Raw genomic sequence first — 17,834 nt, 5'->3', positions numbered from 1 at the left:
GCCACATGTCGACCGTCAACGGACTTCCGGCCCACATCCTGTTCAATCACCTGGTCGTGGTGCTGGGTCCGCTGTCGGCGATACTGGCAATCCTGTGTGCGGTCTGGTCGGCAGCGCGGCAGCATTTGATCTGGTTGACCCTGGTGCTGACGGTGATAACGCTGGTCGTCACCCCGCTGACCACCAGTTCGGGTGAGTGGCTGGCCGGCAAGGTGGGTGCCTCGCCGGCCGTCGATCGGCACGCCGAATTGGGGGAAACCCTGGTGTATCTGATCGCTACGCTGGCGGTCGCCGCGACCGCGCTTGCGGTGGCGCAGCTGCGCGTAGTCCGCGATCGCCCGGTGAAACCTGTTGTGCACATTGTGATTAGAGTCTTTGTCGTGGCCGCGGCGGTCGGCACACTGGTACAGACCTATCGTGTCGGCGAGTCCGGTGCGCGGGCCGCGTGGGGCAGCGTGGCAGCTTCCCTGCCCGCATGGTGCGACAGCGGTTACGGGAGTGCAGCTTATTTCTCAAGACTCACCGAACAACCGCGACACGGCGCGGCGGTCCAGTGATCCCTTAGCGGTGTGCGGCAATTCGTCGGCAGCCCGGAAGGAGGCCGGAATCTCGAACGGCGCCAACCGGTCCCGGCAGAATTCGGCGAGTTCCCCGGCGCTCGGGGCCGAGCCACGCGGCACGAATACCGCCGCGACGGCTTCACCGTACATCGGGTGCGGCACCCCGAATACCGCCACCTCCATGACGTTCGGGTGGGTGGCCAGCACTCCCTCGACCCGTTCCGGCGAAATCTTCTCACCGCCGCGGTTGATGAGCTCCTTGATCCGGCCCCGGATGCACAGGTCGCCGGCCTGCGACAACGTCCCCAGATCGCCGGTGCGCAGCCAGCCGTCGGTGAAGTTCGCCGCGGTGATCTGCGGGTCGCCGAGGTAGCCGCGCACCACCGTCGCGCCGCGTAGCCACACCTCACCGACGCCGCCGGGCGCGACGGACGATCCGTCGCTACCGGCGATGCGGATCTGTGGTCCGGTGGAGCGCCCGACTAGTCCAGCCGTTGCAGCCGGATTCTCCTGACGATCGGGCGAGGTCGTGGCCACCTGGTGGGTGGACTCGGTCATGCCGAAGGCGCACACCACCTGCGCGGAAAACTCGGCGTGCAGCGCCTGGGCCGTCTCCGGGGTGAGCGGCGCGCTGCAACTGCGGATGAAACGCAGTGTGGCCCGGCCACTTCCGGCCGCGTCGCCGCTTGAGCGCTCCAGCAGAATCTGATGGATGGTCGGCACGGCGGTGTACCAGGTCGCACCCACCGCGTCGATGTCGTCCCAGAACGTATGCGCCGAGAACTTCCCGCGCGCCGGCAGCAACACCGTGCCACCCGAGGCCAGCGTCGAGAACAACGCAGCGACCAACCCGTGGCCGTGATACAGCGGCATCACCGCGACGGTCGCGTCCTGCGGCCCCAATTGATATCCGGCGATGATGGCCCGGACCGAGGTGACCAGGTTGTCGTGCGTCCAGGGGACCATCTTGGGCAGCCCGGTGGTGCCGCCGGTGAACATGATCATCGCGTCGTCGTGATGCAGGCCCTCCGGCGACGAGCTGCTCTGATTCGGTTCGCCGGCCACATCGAGGCGGACCTGATGCGTCCCGGCACTGGGGCCGACGGTCACGGTGACCGGCCACCACCGCACCGCCGGCTCGGGCGCGCCATCCGATTGGGTGTCCACCAGCACCACCCGTGCACCCGCGGCCTCGCTGCGGGCGCGTTGGTCGCCAACGGGAAGCGCCGGGTCCAACGGGACCACGATCAGACCCGCGCGCAGCGCCCCCAAGAGCGCCACGACGAACTCAGCGTTGCTGCCCGACCGCAACCCCACCCGGTCGCCGAGCGCAAGGCCGGCCCGCCGCAGCTGCGTAGCCAGCTCGTCGACCAGACCGATCAGGTCGCGATAGCTGATTGCCACCCGGTCGGCGGTGACCACCAGCGCGGGCGCCTGCGGTGCGGGGCCGGCGTGTGCCTCGATCAGGTCGACGAGCGTGGATGTCTGTAGGGATGCCACTGCGCTCTCCTTCTGCGTGTAGGGCAACCCTGCCGGGGACCGATACTCACTGTCCAATACCGATCCGCTAACGGTCGATAGACGGCGTGAATCACTGCATAGCGACCCGCTCTTGGACACCGGCGGTTCGGCAGACCACAGTGATGGGCATGACCACCGAATCTGCGACTCCCGACCGGACGCGGCTGACCGACGGGTTTCACCTCGTGGTGGACGCGCTGCAGGCCAACGACGTTGACACCATCTACGGGGTGGTCGGGATCCCGATCACCGATCTGGCGCGTACCGCTCAGGCCGCGGGGATCCGCTACATCGGCTTCCGGCACGAGGCCTCGGCCGGCAACGCCGCCGCCGCGGCGGGATTTCTGACCCGTCGGCCCGGGGTGTGCTTGACCACTTCTGGGCCGGGATTTCTTAACGGACTACCCGCGCTGGCGAACGCCACCGCGAACTGCTTTCCGATGATTCAACTCTCGGGGTCGAGCGAGCGGGCGGCGGTGGACCTGCAGCGCGGGGATTACCAGGACCTCGACCAGCTCGGCGCCGCGCGGCCGTTCTGCAAGGCCGCGTACCGGATTGGCCGCGTCGAGGACATCGGGCGCGGCGTGGCGCGGGCGATTCGCACCGCGATCTCCGGTCGGCCCGGTGGTGTCTACCTCGATATACCCGGCGAGGTGCTGGGGCAAGCGATGGATGCCGCCGCGGCGGCGGACACGGTCTGGCGCATTGTCGATCCTGCCCCTCGCCAGTTGCCCGCCCCCGAGGCCGTCGACCGTGCGTTGCAGCTGTTCGCTGCGGCCCGCCGGCCGTTGATCGTGCTGGGCAAGGGCGCGGCATACGCTCAGGCCGACAACGTGATTCGGGAGTTCGTCGAGACCACCGGCGTTCCATTCCTGCCGATGTCGATGGCCAAGGGCCTGCTGCCCGACGCACACCCACAATCGGTCGCCGCGGCCCGCTCACTGGCCCTCGCCCGTGCCGATACGGTCCTGTTGGTGGGAGCGCGGCTGAATTGGCTTCTGGGACATGGGGAGTCGCCGCAGTGGTCCGCGGATGCCAAGTTCATCCAGATCGACATCGCCGCTTCGGAGTTCGACAGCAATCAACCGATCGCCGCGCCGCTGGCCGGCGATATCGGTTCGGTGCTGTCGGCACTCTTGGATGGATTGGCCGACCACCGCGTCACGCTCGCGTCAGCCTGGACCGGCGAACTCGCCGAACGTAAGGACCGTAACGACGCCAAAATGCGCGAACGCCTGGCCGAGGACCCGCACCCGATGCGGTTCTACAATGCGCTCAGCGCGATTCGTGCTGTTTTGCAGCGCAACCCGGACGTATATGTGGTCAACGAGGGAGCCAACGCGCTGGACCTGACCCGCAATGTCGTCGACATCGAGTTGCCGCGGCATCGGCTCGACACCGGGACGTGGGGTGTGATGGGCATCGGCCTGGGTTACTCGATCGGCGCCGCGGTCGAAACGGGTCGGCCCGTAGTCGCGATCGAGGGTGACAGCGCGTTCGGATTCAGCGGCATGGAGATCGAAACCATCTGCCGTTACCGACTTCCCGTCACAGTGGTAGTTCTCAACAACGGCGGCGTCTACCGCGGTGACGAGGCTGCGGCGTCGCAGTCAGATCTCGCGCCCACCGTGCTCAACGCGGGAGCACACCATGAGCTGCTAGCAGAAGCTTTCGGCGGCAAGGGATACCACGTGTCCACGCCCGCCGAACTGGAAGCAGCACTGACGGAGGCATTGGCATCCAACGGGCCGGGCATCATCGACTGTGCCCTCGATCCGGCGGCCGGCGTGGAGAGCGGGCACCTGGCGAGCCGCAACCCCAGCCGCGCGGCGACCGACTAGCGCCGCCGGACGATACTGCGGAGCTGCGCGTCGAAGAAGTCGTCGAGCGCGAGCTGCTGCGCGGATGCGACCAGCGCACGCACCAACGGCGTACCGGGCTCGGTCGCCTTGGTAGCCAACATGATCGGAGCCTTCAGTATCGGGTCGATCAGTTCGACGACCTGCGCCTCTCCCCGCGCCGAGGTCATCCACAACCAGGTGTGCGGCACAATGGTGGCCCAGTTCCCACTGGCAACCTGAGCGAACAGCGAAGCGACGGAGTCTGTTTCGACTTGCGGGCTGACGGTGATGCCGCGTTCCTCGAAGACTGCGTCGATGACCTGGCGGTCGCGCATATCCCCAGTGAGCAGCGCCAGAGGTAGCTGCGCGGCGTCGGGCCAACCTAGCGTGGTCGCACCGGGCAGCAACATCTCTGGCCGGGACAACAAGACGTACCGCTCCTCATAGAGCGGGAGCAGCGCGATGTCCTGGTTGTGCTGTGGCACCGGGTGCACGATGGCTGCATCTACCTCGAATTCCTGCAGTCGCCTGTACAGCTCGGTAGCGGGCAGCCGCGAGCTGATTTGAACCTTTGCCATGGGGTGGGCCGAGCAAAACGACGACAGCACCAACGACGCCGTCGTCGACGCGGTTGGTACGGCACCCAGCCGAAGGGTGCCGGTGAGGCCCGATTGCACCGCTTGCGCCTCCGCCTTGAACGCGTCGTGCTCGGCCAGGATGCGCTTGGCCCAGACCGCGAGCCGCTCACCCGCCGGGGTGAGTCCCTCGAAGCTGCGGCCGCGGTTGATCAGCGTAACGTTGAGTTCCCGCTCCAGCTTTGCGATCGCCGACGACAGGGCCGGTTGCGATATGTGGCACCGCTCGGCAGCGCGTGCGAAATGCCGCTCCTGAGCAACCGCGACAAAGTAGTTCAACTGGCTGAAAAGCATGCACATCTCCCGGCGGGCTTCGGGCCGTGCTATCGGCGTCCCGCTACGCTCGAATAGTTTGCTATGACCCCTTCCGGGCGAATAACCACTAGAATAGGCGATTGGGTTTTCCGCACTATCATTAGCACCGTCCCGAAGGGTGAAGGCCAATGCGTCGAGCGGTTCGTTGTCTTTTCGTTTTGGTCGCCAGCGCGACGATGGCCGTGGCCGCCTCCGGCAGCCCAGCGACCGGCGCCGTCCCGGCACCCCACCCACTCCCTGCGGTGGCCTCGGTGTTTCCCGGCCAGGGCGCCGTGGTCGGCGTCGCCACCCCGGTACAGGTGACCTTCAGCGCTCCGGTGATCGATCGCGGCGCGGCCGAACGTGCCATTCGGATCAGCTCGCCAAGCAACATGACCGGTCACTTCCAGTGGCTGGACGGCAATGTCGTGCAGTGGATTCCGGACCGGTACTGGCCGGCCCATACGCACATCTCGGTAGGCGTCCAGGAGCTCACGGAGGGGTACGAAACGGGCGACGAGTTGCTGGGCGTCGCCAGCATCTCCGCACACACCTTCACCGTGAGCCGTAACGGTGAGGTGTTGCGCACCATGCCGGCATCAATGGGCAAGCCCAGCCGCCCGACGCCGATCGGCAACTTCAATGCCATGTCCAAGGAGCGCACCGTCGTGATGGACTCCCGCACCATCGGCATCCCGCTCAATTCGCCGGAGGGCTACCTGATCACCGCCCAGTACGCAGTGCGCGTTACCGGCAGTGGCGTGTACGTGCACTCCGCCCCCTGGTCGGTGAACTCGCAGGGGTATGCCAACGTGAGCCACGGTTGCATCAACCTGAGCCCGGACAACGCCGCGTGGTACTTCAACATGGTCAGCATCGGGGACCCGATCGACGTGGTGGCCTGAGTTCGCGCTGTATCTGGTTGTCCGCGAACGTAACCGGGCGGTGAAGTTCAGCCCGGGAATTCGCCGTCACCGCACATTCGCGGTCCCGTAGGCGAGAGGAGGCGAGATGACGTCTGACAACGCACGCGCGGTACGGTTCGACCGCTACGGTGGCCGCGACGTGTTGTACATCGCCGAGATCCCGATGCCCACTCCCGGCCCGGGTCAGGTGGTGGTCGAAGTCCGTGCAGCAGGAATCAATCCCGGCGAGGCCGCGATCCGCTCCGGCGCGATGCACGAGATGTTTCCGGCCACCTTTCCGTCCGGCGAGGGCAGCGACCTGGCCGGCGTGGTCATCGCGGTCGGCCCGGGCGTCACCGAATTCTCGGTCGGTGACGAAGTGTTGGGCTTCAGCTGGGACCGGTCCAGCCACGCGACCCACGCGGCCGTGCCGGTGGGTCAGCTGATCCGCAAACCTTCCGCAATGAGTTGGCCCGTCGCGGGATCGCTCTACGTAGTCGGAGTAACGGCCTACGCCGCGGTCCGCGCCGTCGCGCCGCAACCCGATGAGACGGTGGCGGTCTCGGCGGCCGCGGGCGGGGTCGGCAGCATCGCTGTACAACTGTTGGTCCGGAACGGCGCACGGGTAGTTGGCATCGCCGGTCAAGCCAACGCGGATTGGCTCCGGGCGCACGGTGTCACGCCCGTCGAATATGGCGACGCTCTGGCCGAGCGCCTGCGCGTAGCGTCTCTCGACGGGATAGACGCGTTCATCGACTTGTTCGGTCCCGAATACGTCCAACTCGCAGTGGATCTCGGTGTCGCACCCGAGCGGATTAACACCATCATTGCCATGCAGAAGGCAGCGGAAGTAGGCGCCAAGTCCGAGGGCAGCGCCGAAGCGTCGACGCCGGAAGTGCTCACCGAGATCGCCGATCTAGTGGTTACCGGCGCCGTCGACTTCGACATCGCGGCCACGTTCCCGCTCGAGCGAGTGGCCGACGCCTTCGAGGTGCTCGAACAGCGGCACACGCACGGCAAAATCGTGCTGCTGCCGACGAATTCGTAGCACTTTGGTGGGGGGCACCGGTTGGGCGCCCGCCACCGCATCCCCTAGTCCGCGATCATCGCGATTGGCATATGCGCCACGTAGGTCTCGGCGCGCTGCTGCGCGGTCATGTTCAGCGCCGCGTGCAAGCCGTCGGCGAGCCGCCGCAGCATCGCCGGCCGACGTGACCGGGGGGCGAGTGCGAGGGACATCTTGGCGGTGGTCATGGTGGTCATCGGTCTACTCCTGACGTGTAGAGCCCGACCGGCTTCATCATCGAAAGCAGCTGTGCAGCAACAAACTCAAGCAGCAATAACACCGGAGCCGGATCGGGCCGAGACTGATTTGTGAATCGGACAATCGCAGGGACTCATCTCGTCCTCACCTCCTCGCAGCCAGGACACACGCGGGTGCCACCACATCCACCTGAACGAGAGGGAGCCAGCTGACGGAGAGAAACCCGCCAACCCCACACCCCTCTCGTCGGAGCTTTGGCACTGCACGGCGTATCCGGCCTGACGACCGGAAGCCACTTGGGCTCAACCCTTGAGCCGGGAAGAGCTGTCCTGACCCGGGGCGTCTCTCGACGTTCGGGGTCAGTGGCCTGTGTCCATGCAGACGCCTCACCTACCGAGGTGCTTGCAATATCCCATGGTCGCACCGACACCAAGGCACGTCAAACCGGAGGCCTAGGCTTGGACGTATGGCTAATACTCTGCGGGACCCCAGGGTCGCCTCGACGCTCGACAAGATGTACTCCGCCGCCCAGGATCAGATGTCGCTATTGCGCGAGCGACGCGGTCAGTTCGACCGGCCGATGACGGCAGCGGAACGCACCGAGGCGATGAGCGAGTTCTACATCCCGGTGACTCCCGACGCAGGTCGGCTGCTTTACGCGCTGGTGCGTGCGACGCGGCCCGCGACCGTCGTCGAATTCGGCATGTCCTTCGGCATTTCCGCCATTCATCTGGCGGCGGCGGTTCGCGACAACGGCTCGGGCCGGGTGGTCACCACCGAACTCAGCGACACCAAGATCGCCTCTGCCAAGCAGACTTTCACCGACACCGGATTGGACGGCGTGATCACGATCCTGGAAGGCGACGCACTGTCGACGTTGACGCAGCTGGACGGACCGGTCGACTTCGTCCTGCTCGACGGCTGGAAAGACCTGTACGTCCCGGTGATTGAGCTGCTGCAACCGTCGCTGTCAGAGGGTGCGCTGGTGGTGGCCGACAACACCGAAGCTGCCGACACACGCCCGTACCTCGAGTACGTTCGCGGCCCGGCCAACGGTTTCGTGAGCTTCAACTTCCCCGCACGGGAAAGCGACAGCATGGAACTCAGCTGCTGGACCGGAACCTGATCAGCGCACCGACTCCTCGAGCCACGGGAGCAGCCATTTGACCCCTTCCGGGGTGAGGTGGACGCCGTCGCTGCGCACCTTGATGCCGTCTACCTTGGCGGTGTAGACGCCGTCTGGACAAAGCTTCTTATTCAGGTCAACGATCCCGACATTGCGACGCTGGCTAATTGCGTTGCGCAGCATGGTATTCCACTCATTGACCCGATCCGGCTGGTCCTCCGGATACAGGCGGCCGTCCGGCTTTTCGCCGCCCCGGCTGTAGGGGACAGTGGCGACCAGCACCCGGACGCCGGTGGAGCCGACGATGTCCAATGCCCGGTTCAGCTCGAAATTGAGGTATCCGTCGAAGGTGGGGTCGCCGATGTGGGTCCATTTGCCCTCGTTGACCCGGTCGACGGTCTCCCAGCGACCGATGACCAGCAGCGCGACGTCGGGGCGGTCCCGGCTGATCTGTGCCGCCCACCGAGTCGGCCAGGTGTCGCATTCCGCGCGTTGCTCCAGCGTCTGGCCGATGTAGCTGTATGGGGTCCCGCGCACCAGGCTGCATCCGATGACCGTGTGGTCGATGAAGCGGAACCCCGGGGTGCTCGGGAGATAGTGCATCATCGTCCAGCCGATCGAATCTCCGAACACCGAGACGGTGAACGGCTGGTTGGGATCGCGGGGGCCGGGAGCGGGCAACTGGCTTTCCGGCGGCGACGGCGATACTGCCGCAACCGCCGACACTCCGGGCGGCAGTCCCACCTCGCGCAGGCCGGTCCCCACCGGGATCACCAGGATCGTCGCGGCCGCCGCACTGGCGACGGTCGCGGCCGCCAGCGGCAGCAGCGGCACCCGCTCCGGCCGCCAGCGCCGGATGGGCTGTTCGATGGCCCAGAACGAGACGCCGGCCACCGCGATGGTGGCGCCACAACGCACCGCGAACAACCCCGGCCCCGTCCAGCCGGTGCGTTCGCCGTTGAGTACCAAGAAGATCGGCCAGTGCCAGAGATATACGCCGTAGGAAATGGTGCCCAGCCAGACCAGCGGGCGCCAGGCCAGCATGCGGGCCACCGCGCCGCGCTGCTCGATCGCCACCGGGGCGACCACCAGGACCGCCGCGACGGCGACTGCGATCAACAGACCATGCCGGAACTCCCCGGAGCTGCCGGACGCGTAGTGGGTGATCGCCGCCAGCGCAGCCAACCCGATGATCGGTAACCCCCGCGCGATCCGCCGGCCCCACCGGCTGCGGATCAGGCACCAGCCGCGGTTGAGAGCCGGCCAATCCCGGACCAGCAGCGCCGATGCGGCCGCCCCAACCAATAGCGCCTGCGCCCGAGTGTCGGTGCCGAAGTAGATGCGGTCGCGGGTGGCGCTGGAGGTGAAGACGATGGTGGCCACAGCCGACGCCAGCGCGCCGAGGGTCGCGATCACGAAGGCGCTGAACCGGACGTGGCCCACCGTGGTCTTGCCGAAGTAGCGCCGGGCCCGCGCGGCCAGCAGCAGCGTCACCGCGATCAGCAGCAGCGGCCACACGATGTAGTACTGCTCCTCGACCCCGAGCGACCAGGTGTGCTGCAGCGGCGAGGGGGCGCCCTGGGTGAAGTAATCGGTCTTCTGCGCGACGAACCGCCAGTTGGCCACCCAGCAGAACGCGGCAATCGCGTCCCCGCGCAACCCGTTGAGGGATTGGTAGGGCAGGAATTCGCGGGCCGCGCCGACGGTGAGCACCATCAGCAGCAGGGCCGGCAACAGCCGGCGGGCACGGCGAATCCAGAACCCGGTCAGGTCGATTCGTCCGCTGCGCCCAAGTTCGTCGAGCAGCAATGAGGTGATCAGGAAACCGCTGAGCACGAAGAAGATGTCGACGCCGATGAAGCCGCCTGAGACGCCGGGGATGCCACCGTGGCCGACGAGCACCAGCGCGACAGCGATGGCGCGCAGGCCGTCCAAGGCCGGAATGCCGGTCTGCCGCTCCGAGCGGTCCCAGACCGCGCGGCGACGGGTCCGGGGAACCGGGGCGACCCAGCGGCGCCGGGATGCTGAACGCGCCGGTGCGGATTGTTTCCCGCCCGGCTCATCGCCCGCTTTTAGCGCGCCCTGACCAACTTGTCGTCCGGCGCCGAGTTTGATGCCGATACGTCGAGCCCCTCCTCGTGATCCCAGCCAGCTTAGGGGCGGTGCGGCCGGATACCCCGCAGACACGCGAGGGCGAGTTCGCCTTTCTGGACGCATGCCGCGGGTCGGGAAATCAGAGCCGATTGACCGCGTCTGCACCTAGCAGACCGGCGCTCGGATCAGCCGGGCGCCTCGGAGACGGTCAGACCTAACTCATCGAGCACGGCATCGGTGTCGGCGCCCAGCTCCGGGGCGGGACCCGCGACCCTGCCGGGCGTTCGGGAGAACCATGTCGGCACACCGGGAAACCGCACCGGGCCGTTCGGGGTCTGCACCGTCTCAAAAAATCCGACGGCGTCCAGCTGTGGATCGTCGAGCAGCGCGGCGGTGCTCGACAATGCCGACGCGGGTATCTCTAACTCGCGCAACAGGTCCAGCCATTCCTGGGTGGTGCGCTGCGCGAACGTCTCGGCGAGCAGGGCGTACACCGTGTCGATCTGCGCCGCCCGACCGGCCAGCGTGTCGTACCGGTCACTGGCCCACGCCGGTCGCACGGCGTCGACGAAAGCGGCCCAGTGCTTGTCGTTGTAGACCAAGGCTGCGATGTAACCGTCGCTGGTGCGGTAGGGCCGCCGGTTGGGTGCCACGGCGCGCGGGTAGACCGCCGGACTCAGGGGCGGATCGAAAACGGCGCCATTGGCGTGCTCGACCAACATGAACGACGCCATCGCCTCGAACATGCCGATCTCCACCTCTTGGCCTTCACCGGTGCGTTCTCGATGGAAGAGCGCCATCGTAGTCGCATACAGGGCGGTGAGGCCGGCCACTTTGTCGGCCAGGATAGTGCCGGCGAAATTAGCTTCGCCGGTCAACTGCTGCTGCACGGCCGGTATGCCGCAGGCGGCTTGAATGGTGTCGTCGTAGGCCGGCAGGTCCCGGTTGGGGCCACGCCGGCTGTAGCCGTAGCAGTTGGTGTACACGATGTTCGGGTTGATGGCGGCGACGTCGGCGTAGCTCAGTCCGAGGCGGGCGATCGCTTTGGCGCGCATGGAATGGATGAACACGTCGGCGCGCTCGATGAGCGCATGCAACGCGGTCTGGCCCGCGTCAGACTTCAAATCGAGGGTGATGCCGCGCTTGCCCCGGTTGACGTTGACGAATACGCCGCTCATTCCCTGAGCGGGTCCGACCGACACGTACCGGGTGTCATCGCCTTGCGGTGGCTCGATTTTGATCACATCGGCGCCCATGTCGGCCATGATCTGGGTGCAGTACGGACCCATCACCATCGCGGTCAGATCTACGACGCGGACGCCCGCCAGCGGGCCGAACCCCGAGTTAGCCACTGTGCGCCTCCTCCCGCATTGCCCACTCGGCCGAGTCGAAGCTGTAGCGGATGTGGTCGGCGTGCCCGTCCGGGACGACCGGAAATACCAGCGGCGCGGCCAGATTGCGGATGGCGTACAGCGCTTCGGCGACGTTTTCGACCGTCCACGACAAGCGTTGCACCCCGGGGCTTTCGGCGACCACCGCGCGGGCCACCCGGCCGGCGATGGCGATCAGCATCTCCCCGCTAACCGGGCAGGACTCGTGCGCCAACAGCCCCACCACCGGCGCCACCAGGTCGGTTCCCATCGGCGGATACGCCGAAATATCAATGCCGTCGGCCATCCTCGTCACCGCGGACGGGACAATCACGTTGCACCGCACCCCTTCGGCGGCACCCTCGAGCGCCACCACGTTGGAAAGACCAATCACCCCGGCCTTGGCGGCCGCATAGTTGGCGACGTCGTGATTGCCGTACAGGCCGCCTATCGAGGAGGTCAATACGATACGACCATAACCTTTTTCGCACATCAGTGGGAACGCGGGCCGAACCACGTGAAACGCACCCCGGAGGTGGACGTCGAGGACGGCATCGAAGTCCTCGTAACTCATCTCCTTCAACGATCCGCGTCGCACGGTGCCGGCGTTGTGGATAAGGATGTCCACCCGACCGAAATTGTCCAGTGCGGCCCCGATGATGGCCTGCCCGCCGGCCGCGGTCGTCACCGATTCAGCCGACGCGACCGCGTCGCCGCCGGCAGCTGTGATCGCGTCGACAACCTGCTGCGCGGGTTCGAGGTTGCGGCCGGCTCCGGTCAGAGCGCCGCCAGTGTCGTTGACCACCACCTTGGCCCCGCGGGCAGCCAGCATCAGCGCATACGCGCGCCCCAGCCCGCGCCCGGCGCCGGTGACTACCGCCACCCGACCGTCGTATCGGAGCTCAGTCATCACGACTCCAAAATGAGGCCATCCAGCTTCCCAGTGGCACGCCATTCGGCGAGCAGGTCACCGAAAGCATAGAAGCCCGGTCCGTACGGTTCGCCCAGGTGCGACCGGATGCCCTCGGTGCCGCCACCTTCGTTGTTGTAGTAACCGGGGGTGCATTCCAGGTCGAACGCCGAGTTGTCGATCGCCGTCTCCCGGATCGTCTTGCACCACTGGTCTTGTGCCTGCTGGCTGGGTTCGACTACGGTCACACCGCGCTTGAGCGCCTCGGCGATGATGTAGGCGATGTGCTCGCCCTGCAGTTCGTAGTTGGCGGCAATGTTCGCCGAGATACCGACCTGGGTGAAGCCGGTGAAGAACTGATTGGGAAAGCCGCGGCTGGTCATGCCGTGCAACGTCTTGTAGCCGTCACCCCAGTAGTCGAACAGCGACAGGCCGTCGCGGCCTTCGATCGCCTCCAGCGAGTAGCGGCGGCTTATCTCGGTCGTGATCTCGAAACCACTAGCGTAGATGATGCAGTCGACCTCGTACTCGATACCGTTGGCCACCAACCCCTTTAGAGTCGCCCGCTCGACACCTTTGGTGCCCGAAACGTCAACCAGGGTCACATTGGGCCGGTTGAACGTCGGCAGGTAGTCGTCGTTGGTACACGGTCGCTTGCATAAGAACCGGTAGTAGGGCTTGAGCGCCTCGGCGGTGTCGGGGTCCTCGACGATCTCAGCCACGCGCCGCCGCAGCCGCTCCATGACCTTGTAATCCTCTTCCTCCCGGATGGCCATAAACTGCTCGGGAGTAATCGATGCGGGATTCTCCAGCGCCATCACGCGGGCGGCGGTGTTGCGACCGAGTTCGGTCCAGAAGTCGCACACCAGGTCTGGCTGTCCCGGCGCCATTCCCTCGAACGTCCAAGCATGGAAGTTTCGCTGTCTTTCCTTCTGCCAACCCGGCTTCAGCGTCTGCACCCATTCGGGGTCGGTCGGTGTGTTGTTGCGGGCGCCCACCGAAGACGGCGTTCGCTGAAAGACGTACAGGTGCTTGGCGTACCGCCCCAGGAAGGGCACGATCTGAATGGCGGTCGCGCCGGTGCCTACCACCGCGACGCGTTTGTCGCCGAGCCCGTCCAGATTCCCGGCGGCGTCACCGCCGGTGTAGCCGTAGTCCCAGCGCGACGAGTGAAAGCTGTGTCCCTGGAAGTCCTGCAGTCCCGGAATTCCCGGCAGCTTGGGCCGGTGGAACGGGCCGGAGGCGACCACCACGAAACGGGCCCTGATGTCGTCGTCGCGACTGGTGCTGACCCGCCAGCGTCTGATCTCCTCGTCCCAGTGCAGTGCCCGGACCTGGGTGGAGAACAGCGCGGAATCGTAGAGACCGTAGTGCTTTCCAATCCGGCGGCAGTGCTCGTAAATCTCTGTGCCGTCGGCGAATTTCTTGCTGGGAATGTAGTTGAGTTCTTCCAGTTGCGGTATGTAGCAGTAGGATTCGTTGTCGCACTGCAGTCCGGGGTAGCGATTCCAATACCACACGCCGCCGAAGTCGCCGCCGAGTTCGATGATCCGGACGTCCTCCACGCCGGCCTTCTTCAGGTGTGCACCGCATAGCAGTCCGCCGAAGCCGCCCCCGAGCACCGCCACGTCGATGTCGGCCGAGATCGGGTCGCGCACCAGATCCGGGGAGTGGGGATCGATCTCGTAGTAGCCGGCGAAGTCGTCGACCAACTCGATGTACTGTTTGGAACCTTCAGGACGCAGGCGCTTTTCGCGCTCCTGCCGGTACTTATCCCGCAGGGCGTCCAAGTCGATGTCATCGGCGCCCTCGGTCGGCGGGCAATCGGAGACTCCACTCATGCTAGTGCGTTCTGCGGCAGCGCCGCCTGGTGTAGCGGCGCCGCCATCTCGTGCACAGCGGGCAGCACCTCTTGGGCGAACAGACGGGTGCTGGCCATCGCCTCGTCGTAGGGCATGGTGCCGAACTGCGGCACGATCGTCATCTCCGAGAACGAGCACGCTTCTTGCGCCGCCTTGATCCGGGTGAAGATCTCCTCGGGTGTTCCGATCAGCAGGTTGGAGGCGTGGTAGCCGGGCGTCTTCGGCGCGCCCTTCGCGTCATGGGTGACCGACGAGGCCAGCACCGCGGTCGCGGTAGCCTCCCGGGCCGCATAGGCCTCATACCCTTTGACGCCCTTGAAGTTCGAGGCATCGGCGAAACCGTAGTGGACGGTGACGTCGCGGTTGGCCGTGTAGATCCACTCCTCGGACTTCGCCGCATCATCGGCGTCGGGGGTGCAGTACATGAACATCACGTTCTTCGGCTGACACGGCGGTAGACCCTCTTCCTGGCGGAAGGTGTTGACCTTCTGCACTTCCCGCCCCGCGTCCTCGATCGGCTTGTTACCCACGAACAGCGGGACCATGCCGCGCCGCGACAGAATCTCCAGCGACTCTGCGGTCGAGGATGAACTGTAAATGCGGGAAAACAGGTCGCGGCTTCGCGGTTCGGGCCGCAGTGACATCTCCGGCACTTTGAAGATTTCCCCGTCGTAGGCGAATCGTTCGCCGGAGAAGGCGAGTTGCAGGATATCGAGCGTTTCGTTGAACCGCTGCCGGCTCTCCTCCCGCGGCACGCCGACGGCGTCGAACTCACCTTTGGACACTCCCCGGCCGATGCCGATGGTGTCGTAGCGGCCGTTGGAGAGGATGTCGAGGTAGGCGATCTGGTGGGCAAGCCGCACCGGGTGCCACCAAGGTGCGACGACGACGAAGGTGCCCAGGCTTACTCGTTCGGTGCGTCCGGCGAAGTAGCTGAGCGCCTGAATCGGGTTGGGCGTCATTCCATACGGGGTTCCGCAGTGCTCGGGCATCCAGATGCCGTCGAACCCCAAGGGTTCGGCCACCTCGGCGATCGCCAGCGTGCTCTGCACGCATTCCCAGTCCGGGGTGGCCGGCGGATGGCTGAAGTCTTCGGCGAGAACCCGTTCCCAGTCGTGTGAATTGTGCGCTCCGAACCCGAGATTGACCTTCATCGCTTCATCTCCGTCTCTGTTGCTAGATGCTGCGGGGCTCCGGTCCCCATGTACTTTGCGAGGTTGCGGTGCAGGTTGGCGGTGCTGCGCTCCATGTAGGGATTGGGTTTAGGGCCGCGAAAGCCCAGCGATTTCATGCCCTGTTGCACGGCGGCCATGTTCGAGAAATCTTGCGGCAGGACACTGCGCCAGTTCGGGTCGTCCGGCGGCGCGTACACCCATTCAGTCTGCGGCTCTTCGCCTTTGGGGTACAGCTCGTAGCAGGATGCTTCGAAGATGCATTCGTCGGGGTGGTAGCCGTGCGGGCGGGCGCTGTAGCACAGCGCGGTGGTCAGGCCCTGCCCGATCTGGAAGTTCGGGAAGATCTGCCATGCGGTTCCGCTGTTGGCGAGGTGTTCGGGGTCGATGGTCGGCCAGATCACTCCACGGGCTTCGTCGTCACGGCGGGCCGAGCTGAGCCAGTGGCTGAGCACCTGGTCGGCAGGTGCGTCCTGCGGCAGCTCGTCGACCAGCCGCAGCGCGGCGTCTACCAGCGTCTTGGTGGTGGTGGCGTTGGTTTCTTCGAGCGTGTAGAGCTGCATTTCGGCCGTCGACAACCGTGGGTCGGCGCCGGTGCCCAGCCGGATCTTGGACTTGGTCTCGGCCAGGTCCTTCGGCGCGTCGTAGCCGATGTTGCTGTGCTTGCCCTGAGCTGCGGCCCAGCCGCGGAAGTTGCCGAACTTGTTGAACTGCGGATGTGTGGTAGCTACGTGGTAGGTCTCGTTGAACGCCTCCATCGCTACCTTCCAATTACATTGGAAATGCAGCCACTTTCGCCACTTGCAGCGCATGTCGGCGAGATTGAATGGGTCGAGCATGGTGGCTGCGGGTTCGAGGTAATCGCGCAGCGGTTCGGCCGCCGGGTCCATGTTGATCCAGATCCACCCGCCCCAGGTGTCGACGTTGACCATCCCCAGATGGGTATTCTCCGGAGTTAATGCGCCCTGCCAGTCTTCTCGCTCGGGGATGTGGATGCAGTTGCCGTCCTGGTCATACGTCCAGCCATGAAAGCCGCACACGAACGACTTCTTGTGCCCGCAAGCGCTCTTCGCGCCGGCAGGGGTGTCGACCAGCCGGCGGCCGCGGTGCACGCAGACATTGTGGTGGGCCTTGAAACTGTCGGGTCCGGTGCGCACCACCAGGATCGAGTCGTCGAGAATGTCATAGGTCAGATAGCTGCCCGGCTTGGGCAGGTCTTCGACGCGGCCCACCTGCTGCCACACCTTGCGCCACAGCTTGTCTCGTTCGGCGCGGGCGTAGTCCTGACAGATGTAGGCATCCACCCCGATCGTGACCGGGGCGCTCAGATCGTCATCCATCGCTCTCCACCTTCTTCTCGTCCCACCGCGTGATCGCCGCCCGGAAGGACTCGTCTTTGAGGAACAGCGAGGTGTTGTCGGCACCCAGGTGTCCCCATTTGAGGTTTAGACCACCGTCCACCAGCAGCGTCTGCCCGGTGATGTAACTGGACAAATCCGACAGCAAGAACAGGATCGCTCCAGCGATTTCCGCCGGGCGGCCGCGTCGGCCCATCGCGATGGCCCGGCGGTCCCGTTGCGGGTCGTCGTCGGTATAGGTGCGCGACGCCGGTGTCTCGGTGACGCCGGGCGCCACCGCGTTGACCCTGATGGCCCCGACACTCTCTTCGTCACAGGCCAGTTCGGCCGCCATGGTGCGCGTCACCGCCACGATCGCGGCTTTGGCTGTGCCATAGGCGATATGGAACGGTGCGGTGTTCATCCCGCTGATCGACGAGATCGACACGATCGACCCAGGGCGGCGCCGGCTTTTCAGTTCCGCGGCGACGGCCTGGCTGGTGAAGAACATTGTCTCGAGGTTGCGGGTGAATAGTTCGCGCCAGTCGTTGCGGGTCACCCGGGTCGACGGCATCCACGTCGATGGGTCCGCGCCGCCAGCGACGTTGACCAGACCATGCAGTTCGCCGTCCGCGCGTCGCGCCGCCTCGATGGCCGCCGCCACGCCCTCGTCGGTGGACACGTCGGCGGCCACCGGCACCACCGGCAGCCCTTCATCCATCAAGGGGCCCAGGTGCACGTCCAGGTTGTCCCGGCCGCGGCTCACGCCGATCACCGTCGCACCGGCCTCGGCGATCATCCTGGTCACGGTGGTTCCGATGCCGCCACCCGCCGCGCCGGCGACTACGACGACCCGGCCGGCAAGCCCCAACTGATCTCGGATCATTTATTTGTCCGGACAAGATAATGGTGTGCACTCATTAGAGAGTATGATTCTCTGCCA

At 65.8% G+C, this 17,834-nt stretch carries 15 protein-coding genes and 1 riboswitch; of the genes, 5 read left to right on the top strand and 10 right to left on the bottom strand.

Annotated features, from left to right (window positions below; genetic code table 11):
* The first annotated feature begins 5 nt into the window (after positions 1–5).
* Positions 6–557: a hypothetical protein gene (locus H0P51_RS01655; protein ID WP_343061758.1), complete on the top strand. Its 552-nt coding sequence runs from the start codon at positions 6–8 to the stop codon at positions 555–557.
* Here the strand turns inward: H0P51_RS01655 and H0P51_RS01650 are convergent.
* On the bottom strand, positions 513–2,060 hold the full coding sequence (locus tag H0P51_RS01650; protein WP_180916345.1) for a FadD7 family fatty acid--CoA ligase: 1,548 nt from the start codon (positions 2,058–2,060) through the stop codon (positions 513–515). The two genes, H0P51_RS01655 and H0P51_RS01650, sit on opposite strands and share 45 nt — an antisense overlap.
* Before the next feature lie 149 nt (positions 2,061–2,209).
* On the opposite strand from H0P51_RS01650, the gene oxc reads away from it, so the two are divergent.
* Positions 2,210–3,922, top strand: a complete 1,713-nt coding sequence (oxc, locus tag H0P51_RS01645) for an oxalyl-CoA decarboxylase (RefSeq protein WP_180916344.1) — start codon at positions 2,210–2,212, stop codon at positions 3,920–3,922.
* Here the strand turns inward: oxc and H0P51_RS01640 are convergent.
* Positions 3,919–4,851: a LysR family transcriptional regulator gene (locus tag H0P51_RS01640; RefSeq protein ID WP_180916343.1), complete on the bottom strand. Its 933-nt coding sequence runs from the start codon at positions 4,849–4,851 to the stop codon at positions 3,919–3,921. The genes oxc and H0P51_RS01640 overlap by 4 nt on opposite strands.
* A gap of 149 nt (positions 4,852–5,000) precedes the next feature.
* Here H0P51_RS01640 and H0P51_RS01635 point away from each other — a divergent pair, with 149 nt between their 5' ends.
* Entirely contained in the window at positions 5,001–5,756 is a 756-nt protein-coding gene (locus H0P51_RS01635) for a L,D-transpeptidase (RefSeq protein WP_180916342.1), read from the top strand.
* A 106-nt stretch (positions 5,757–5,862) separates the two neighbouring features.
* Entirely contained in the window at positions 5,863–6,804 is a 942-nt protein-coding gene (locus tag H0P51_RS01630) for an NADP-dependent oxidoreductase (protein WP_180916341.1), read from the top strand.
* A gap of 44 nt (positions 6,805–6,848) precedes the next feature.
* Here H0P51_RS01630 and H0P51_RS01625 read toward each other — a convergent pair whose 3' ends face one another.
* Entirely contained in the window at positions 6,849–7,019 is a 171-nt protein-coding gene (locus H0P51_RS01625; RefSeq protein WP_180919292.1) for a hypothetical protein, read from the bottom strand.
* A gap of 232 nt (positions 7,020–7,251) precedes the next feature.
* A riboswitch (M-box (ykoK) riboswitch) is annotated at positions 7,252–7,425 on the bottom strand.
* Positions 7,426–7,486: 61 nt separating this feature from the next.
* Here H0P51_RS01625 and H0P51_RS01620 point away from each other — a divergent pair.
* The gene (locus tag H0P51_RS01620) at positions 7,487–8,146 is read left to right on the top strand and encodes an O-methyltransferase (protein ID WP_180916340.1); all 660 of its coding nucleotides are present in this window, start codon (positions 7,487–7,489) and stop codon (positions 8,144–8,146) included.
* Here the strand turns inward: H0P51_RS01620 and H0P51_RS01615 are convergent, their stop codons facing one another.
* The 7 genes from H0P51_RS01615 to H0P51_RS01585 all read right to left on the bottom strand — a co-directional run bounded on the left by H0P51_RS01615 (position 8,147) and on the right by H0P51_RS01585 (position 17,777).
* The gene (locus tag H0P51_RS01615; RefSeq protein ID WP_246398965.1) at positions 8,147–10,090 is read right to left on the bottom strand and encodes an acyltransferase family protein; all 1,944 of its coding nucleotides are present in this window, start codon (positions 10,088–10,090) and stop codon (positions 8,147–8,149) included. It abuts the gene before it with no gap.
* A 335-nt stretch (positions 10,091–10,425) separates the two neighbouring features.
* Positions 10,426–11,535, bottom strand: coding sequence for a CaiB/BaiF CoA transferase family protein (locus tag H0P51_RS01610; protein WP_246398964.1), 1,110 nt, complete (start codon positions 11,533–11,535; stop codon positions 10,426–10,428).
* A gap of 49 nt (positions 11,536–11,584) precedes the next feature.
* Positions 11,585–12,520 carry an SDR family NAD(P)-dependent oxidoreductase gene (locus tag H0P51_RS01605; protein ID WP_180916338.1) on the bottom strand — a complete coding sequence of 312 codons (936 nt, stop codon included), beginning with the start codon at positions 12,518–12,520 and terminating at the stop codon, positions 11,585–11,587.
* Complete coding sequence (locus H0P51_RS01600; RefSeq protein WP_180916337.1) at positions 12,520–14,361, bottom strand: flavin-containing monooxygenase; 1,842 nt, start codon at positions 14,359–14,361, stop codon at positions 12,520–12,522. The genes H0P51_RS01605 and H0P51_RS01600 overlap by 1 nt, the downstream gene beginning before the upstream one ends.
* Complete coding sequence (locus tag H0P51_RS01595) at positions 14,358–15,536, bottom strand: LLM class flavin-dependent oxidoreductase (protein ID WP_180916336.1); 1,179 nt, start codon at positions 15,534–15,536, stop codon at positions 14,358–14,360. The genes H0P51_RS01600 and H0P51_RS01595 overlap by 4 nt, the downstream gene beginning before the upstream one ends.
* Positions 15,533–16,894, bottom strand: a complete 1,362-nt coding sequence (locus H0P51_RS01590; protein WP_180916335.1) for an aromatic ring-hydroxylating oxygenase subunit alpha — start codon at positions 16,892–16,894, stop codon at positions 15,533–15,535. The genes H0P51_RS01595 and H0P51_RS01590 overlap by 4 nt, the downstream gene beginning before the upstream one ends.
* Positions 16,887–17,777 (bottom strand): SDR family NAD(P)-dependent oxidoreductase, encoded by an 891-nt coding sequence (locus H0P51_RS01585; RefSeq protein ID WP_180916334.1) that lies wholly within the window; start codon positions 17,775–17,777, stop codon positions 16,887–16,889. The genes H0P51_RS01590 and H0P51_RS01585 overlap by 8 nt, the downstream gene beginning before the upstream one ends.
* Between the last annotated feature and the right edge of the window lie 57 nt (positions 17,778–17,834).

Source organism: Mycobacterium vicinigordonae (assembly GCF_013466425.1).
Classification (GTDB): Bacteria; Actinomycetota; Actinomycetes; order Mycobacteriales; family Mycobacteriaceae; genus Mycobacterium; species Mycobacterium vicinigordonae.
This window is presented reverse-complemented; position numbering and strand designations above follow the sequence as displayed.